The 5,966-nt window shown below is 45.1% G+C and carries 3 protein-coding genes, 1 tRNA gene and 1 pseudogene; all 5 read right to left on the minus strand.

All coding sequences use genetic code 11. The features are described from left to right. Positions 1–342 precede the first annotated feature (342 nt). A pseudogene (locus E0E16_RS14970) lies at positions 343–435 on the minus strand (IS982 family transposase); the annotation flags it as partial. A 157-nt stretch (positions 436–592) separates the two neighbouring features. Further along, positions 593–1,552 carry a calcium/sodium antiporter gene (locus E0E16_RS06300; protein ID WP_130829588.1) on the minus strand — a complete coding sequence of 320 codons (960 nt, stop codon included), beginning with the start codon at positions 1,550–1,552 and terminating at the stop codon, positions 593–595. A 5-nt stretch (positions 1,553–1,557) separates the two neighbouring features. Then, positions 1,558–3,825: a cation:proton antiporter gene (locus tag E0E16_RS06305; RefSeq protein ID WP_130829589.1), complete on the minus strand. Its 2,268-nt coding sequence runs from the start codon at positions 3,823–3,825 to the stop codon at positions 1,558–1,560. Positions 3,826–3,992: 167 nt separating this feature from the next. Then, on the minus strand, positions 3,993–5,216 hold the full coding sequence (gene pepT / locus E0E16_RS06310; protein ID WP_130829760.1) for a peptidase T: 1,224 nt from the start codon (positions 5,214–5,216) through the stop codon (positions 3,993–3,995). Positions 5,217–5,673: 457 nt separating this feature from the next. Then, positions 5,674–5,750: transfer RNA gene (locus tag E0E16_RS06315), tRNA-Arg, on the minus strand. Positions 5,751–5,966: the final 216 nt, after the last annotated feature.

Here is a 5,966-nt window from a genome sequence, read left to right on the forward strand (position 1 = left end):
GATGGAGGAAACAAAGACGACATATGAAAGGAGAATATATCAATTCAAGAACTGGAAAGAAAAGAATAAAATAACAGTGGAAGTACAGAGAAAGGAAAGATGAATTACACACTTTTAAGGACACTACCAACTGACAGGAACGATACTACTTTTTTCAATATAAGTTGTAACCTTTTTCATACAATGATATTAGCTTCTTTTAAAAACGATGGTACTTTTTAGGCAAAAAGATTATACTTTTTGAGCAAAAAGATTATACTTTTTTGGCAAAAAGATTGTACTTTTTTGAAAGACTTTTAGTACCCTTTGTAAATCACTCGTTTTCAACAACTTACAAAGTAGCATGAATGTTTTGTACTCCAAAGGCTTACGGTCATCAACATCTCCCGGTGTTATCATAAAACTGAGAAGCTCTCCTTTCTCATTGTAAATCAATACCATAAAGTTACAACAATTTTCGCTAATCACCAAATTTACAGACACTTATAATTCATCGAACTCACGTTATATTCACAAGAAACAAAGGTTACCAAAAGGGTCGGATTCCTCGCTTGGAATCCGGCCCTTTTGGTTATCTTTGTATTTGATAGATTTACGCGTGAATAACCAAGAAAGTCATATACCCTATAAAAACGGCAGTGAGCACAAAACCCTCCCATCGCTCGATGGTGTATTTGGTAAACGAGAAGAACCAGATTAAAATCATGGAAACAACCATCATAGAGAGGTCGGTCAGGGTGATACCCTGAATGTGCATAGGAGCCACAAGACCCGTCATCCCAAGAACGGCAAGGATGTTAAACACATTGGAACCCAAAGCGTTTCCAATGGCAATGCCACTGTTTCCCTTGCGAGCCGACACCACGCTGGTAGCCAATTCCGGAAGCGACGTTCCTCCGGCAACAATGGTCAGTCCGATGACTGCTTGCGAAACGCCCAGTGAGGCGGCAGCTTTCGTAGCTCCTTCCACGAACAGATTACTTCCTCCGATGAGAGCAGCCAACCCTACAATCATCCACACAACAGAAACAAGGGGCGACATCGCGACCTTTGTTTTCCTTTCGGATTGCATCTGTTCGCTGTCATGCTCCATTTCGCTTTTCTTCACCTGCGCTCCACGCAATGTCATGAACATGAATATCAGAAAAAGCACAAAGAGAACGGCAGCATTCCATCGTCCTATCTCACCATCGAAACACATCATCATTAAGATGACAGATGCCACGAGCGCAAACGGTATGTCCTTTCCCACCGTTGTCTTGAGAATGGTCATGGGAGCCGACAGAGCCGCTACTCCCACTATCAACAGGGCATTAAAGATATTCGAGCCGACAACGTTTCCCACAGCCAAATCGGGTGTGTCTTTTATGGCAGAAACCAAACTAACACAAAATTCAGGCATACTTGTTCCCACCGCGACAATCGTCAATCCAACAACGATTTCCGGAATGTGCATTCGTTCAGCTATTCCCACGGCACCATCCGTAAGCCGGTCGGCTCCCCAAAGCACCAAAACAATCCCCACTAAGATAATCAATAAATTCAAAAACATAGGTCTTAATTCGTTTCTTTCACTCGTTTCAAATTCTCCCTCTCTCCCACTATCCACAGCATATCACCAACTTGCAGTGCCCTGTCGGGACTAATGAGCGTAAGATGTCGCTGCCCTTCGTCCACGCCGACCACCATACAGTTGTATTGGTCGCGAATGCCACTCTCGCGCAAGCTTTTCCCAATGAAAGGGCTCTTGGCAGATAAAGTGAGTTGTCGCAACACCATTTCCCGCTTCTCTATGTCGGTTTCCTCAGGATGAACCTCATGTCCTATTGCAACAGAGAGGGAGGCAAGCTGCTCATCGTTTCCAATCGCCTGTATCTTATCTCCGGGGAACAGAATGGTATTGCCTCCCGGAATATTCAAGCGATGAGAACCACGCAACAAACTGCTCACATGCACACCAAAGCGATTGCGCAGCTGGAGCTTTTGAAGTGGTTTTCCCGCCCATGTCGAATCTTCCGGCACATCAAAGCTACCGATGTGAATGTTGCGATCGAGCAAATGCCCCTCAAAGAGCGGACGACGGCGACCTTTTACCTGAGCTTCTATCTCTCTACTGCGCAGATTTTGCACAAACAGACGTTCCAGCGTAATACTTCGTTTCTTCAGACTTCGCGAGAGAATCATGAGAATAAGAAAGGCGATGGCAATGACAATGAGGATTGCATTCTTGAAGCGCGTGAGAAAGTTGCAGATGTAAAAAATGAATGCCAACGCGATAATCATGCGTGCCAAGACGGTAAAAACAAGTGGAAGGCGATTGATTCGATTGACAGTCCACAAAGTCTTGAACTCCTCCGAATGGTTTTTCTTCATCACGATGGCGCGCAGGAAAGGCGAAATCAGCAACATGGTGAGCAATCCGCAAACCACGTTCCCCGCCCAATGTGTTCCCGTAATACCGATTGACAATCGGCGAAAAAATGGCAATGCCAACGAGAACATCAGCGTAATGGTTGCCGCGGATAAAATCCCGTAAATCAACGTATTGACCACCATCGCACGTATAAGGCTCTTCCATTGACTGTCGTTCGCCAATGGCTCGGAAGTATTATCGGAAATATGTGCCAAACGCCTTACCCATCGCTTGGGAAGACGATGAAGCAAAAGGTTGTAGCACGGCTCGGCACCACGGATCATGTAAGGTGTGAGGAATGTTGTGATCACCGAAACCGCAACTACAACCGGATAAAGAAAATCGCTAATCACGCCCAACGACAATCCCAAAGAGGCGATGATGAAAGCGAACTCACCGATTTGCGCCATGGAAAAACCGCAACGCATGGCATTTTTCAACGACTGACCTCCCAACATGAAGCCCATCGTACCAAAAACAGCCTGACCGAACAAGATGGTAAGTACAAGCAAGACTATGGGTAGGGCGTATTTCACGAGAACAACCGGATCGACCAACATGCCCACGGATACGAAAAAGATGGCTCCAAACAGATTCTTCACCGGTTCCACAAGTTTGATAATCTTATCTGCTTCTATGGTCTCGGCAAGGATGCTGCCCATAACGAACGCTCCAAAAGCGGCACTAAATCCCACTTGAGTGGACACCACCGCCATCAGACAGCAGAAGCCCAATGCCACAATGAGTAGGGTTTCGTTGTTTAAATATTGGCGAACTGCACGCAAGAATATGGGAATGGCAAAAAGACCGATGACAAACCAGAGAATGAGAAAAAAGCCAATGCGCATCAAGCTAATCAATATCTGCCCGCCGGCAGGATTCGTTCCTTCTGCCACCGCACTCAGCATCACCATCATCACGATGGCAAGGATATCCTCAAGAATGAGCACACTCATCACCGATGCGGCAAATCCTTGCTGCGAGAGTCCCATATCGGAAAACGCCTTATATATAATGGTGGTGGAACTCATGGAGAGCATGCCGCCAAGGAAGATGCAATCTATCTTTTTCCATCCAAAGAAGTAGCCTGCGCCAATACCGAGCACCATCATACAGAGAATAATGGTGCAGGCGGCAATGATGGGCGATGCTCCCATCTTCAGTATCTTCTTGACAGAGAAGTCGAGTCCGAGCGAGAAAAGCAGGAAGATAACACCAATGTCTGCCCAGATTTGTATGTCGCTTTTATCTATCACCTGCATCAGATAGGGCATGTGAGGCGAGACGAGAAAGCCCGCGACGATATATCCCAATACCAACGGCTGGTTAAGTTTCCTGAATACAATCGTTACAAATCCGGCAACGACGAGGATGAGTGCAAGATCCTTTACAAGGTCGGGAAGTTCTGACATATACAAAAGCTTTGAATCGTTCTTACTCCATCCCGAAAGGTGGGAAGATTTACTACGTGCCGGCTTACCATTAGATAAATACGATGATTTGCAAAAAAGTATCGATACCCATTGCCCCTTTAACAACTTTTCGGCAGAAATTGAGCAACGGGTATCGAAACAGGGGATTAGTCGTTATATTCGGCAGTCAGCCTGCTGATGTTTATAATAACTTGCATTGCCTTTTCCATTACCTGAATGGAAACAAACTCGTAAGGTCCGTGGAAGTTTACGCCTCCCGCGAAGATGTTCGGGCATGGCAGTCCCTTGAAACTGAGTTGCGCGCCATCCGTACCGCCACGAATGGGCTGTACAAGCGGAGTTACGCCTGCTTGCTCCATCGCTTTTACCACAAGGTCGATGACGTGGATGTTCGGATCTATCTTTTCCTTCATGTTGTAATACTGATCATTCAGCTTTATCTCCACCGTACCTTCACCGTATTTCTCGTTCATCTTCCGAACGCACTCTTCCATCACCTTTTTACGATTCTCAAACTTTTCTCTGTCGTGGTCGCGGATGATGTAGTTGAGCTTGGCTTCCTCACAACGGCTTTCAATACCGAGCAGATGGTAGAATCCCTCGTACCCCTCAGTAGTTTCCGGTATCTCGTCCTGTGGCAACATCTGATTGAACTCCACAGCCAAACGGCTTGCATTCACCATCTTGCCCTTTGCGTAACCGGTATGTACACTTACACCATGGATGAGCACTTTCGCGCCGGCGGCATTGAAATTCTCGTATTCCAATTGTCCGAGGTCGCCACCATCCATCGTGTACGCCCATTCGCAACCGAATTTCTCCACATCGAAGTGGTGCGCTCCCATACCGATTTCCTCATCAGGATTGAAGCCCATGCGGATTTTTCCATGTTCAATTTCCGGATGGTCGCGCAGATAGCACATGGCTTGTACAATCTCGGCAATACCCGCTTTGTCGTCGGCACCGAGCAGTGTGGTACCATCGGTAACGATAAGGTCTTCGCCCTTATGTTCCAATAGTTCCGGAAACATTTTCGGCGATGAGACCATGTTTTCATTCAACTGTATATCGCCACCCGAATAGTTGTTCACGATGCGTGCCTTGATATTTGCCCCACTGGCATCCAGTGCCGTGTCGTAGTGAGCAATAAACCCAATGGTGGGAACTTCCTTCTTGGTGGTAGCGGGCAACGTGGCGTAGATATACCCCATCTCGTCCATCTCTATTTCCTTAAAGCCTTCTCTTTCGAGTTCTTCCTTCAGGTATTTCGCAAAAATCAATTGTTTCGCGGTGCTGGGTACTGTTTCCGACTCGTCGGCAGACTGTGTGTCGAACTTCGTATAATTTATAAATCTTTCTGCTATTTCCATCATATCTTGGGAATTTTAGTTATTTCTATTAGTTGCAAAGTTAAAAAAAACTTTATGCATATCAAAAACTTATTGGATTTATTTTTGGAGAAAAACAATGCGGGCAATCCTTTCGGTTCTCTTAATTTTGTGTTCGGTTGTTCATTGATGAGCTTTTACCTTACAAACGCTTAGCTTTTGGCTCGCAAAAGCTAAGCGTTTAGAGTGCAAAAGCTAAGCTTTTGAAAAGCACATCGTAAGCATTTTATTATCAACACATTACAATCTATCCAAAAAAGAGGTTCTTGTCGATGGATTTTCGTGATATTAATATCGTCCGCAGAGGCATTATTCGAATGCCGCGCAGGGCTAAACTTGGAGTTACCGTTTATCAACCAATCGCGAATATGGATTTTGCGTTTGAACAAATTTCATTAACAAAAAAAAGAGACCTCCACATAATGGTAAAGTCTCTTGTTGGTGACTCCGTTGGGATTCAAACCCAAGACCTCAGGAACCGGAATCCTGCGCTCTATTCAGCTAAGCTACGGAGCCATAAAGTGTTTGCAAAGATACTGCAAAACTTTGAAAACAGCAAAATTATCGAATGGAAAATCCCAATCCGATTTTTCATGATGCAAGTCGCAGAGTCAACCAGCAAGTGCAAAATTATAAAACGTATTTGAAGAATTCACACTTTGGAGTAGAAAAGTTTAATTTTTCTCTCGGTCTTTCGTTCAATTTCTTTTGTATCGACATAATTCTCTTGTC

It is taken from the genome of Prevotella rectalis, from assembly GCF_900607215.1.
GTDB classification, from domain to species: domain Bacteria; phylum Bacteroidota; class Bacteroidia; order Bacteroidales; family Bacteroidaceae; genus Prevotella; species Prevotella brunnea.

Bases quoted from the DNA above. Each gene is read 5' to 3' on its own strand.
- E0E16_RS06305 (WP_130829589.1), bottom strand. From the start codon at position 3,825: ATGTCAGAACTTCCCGACCTTGTAAAGGATCTTGCACTCATCCTCGTC.
- pepT (WP_130829760.1), bottom strand. From the start codon at position 5,216: ATGGAAATAGCAGAAAGATTTATAAATTATACGAAGTTCGACACACAG.
- E0E16_RS06300 (WP_130829588.1), bottom strand. From the start codon at position 1,552: ATGTTTTTGAATTTATTGATTATCTTAGTGGGGATTGTTTTGGTGCTT.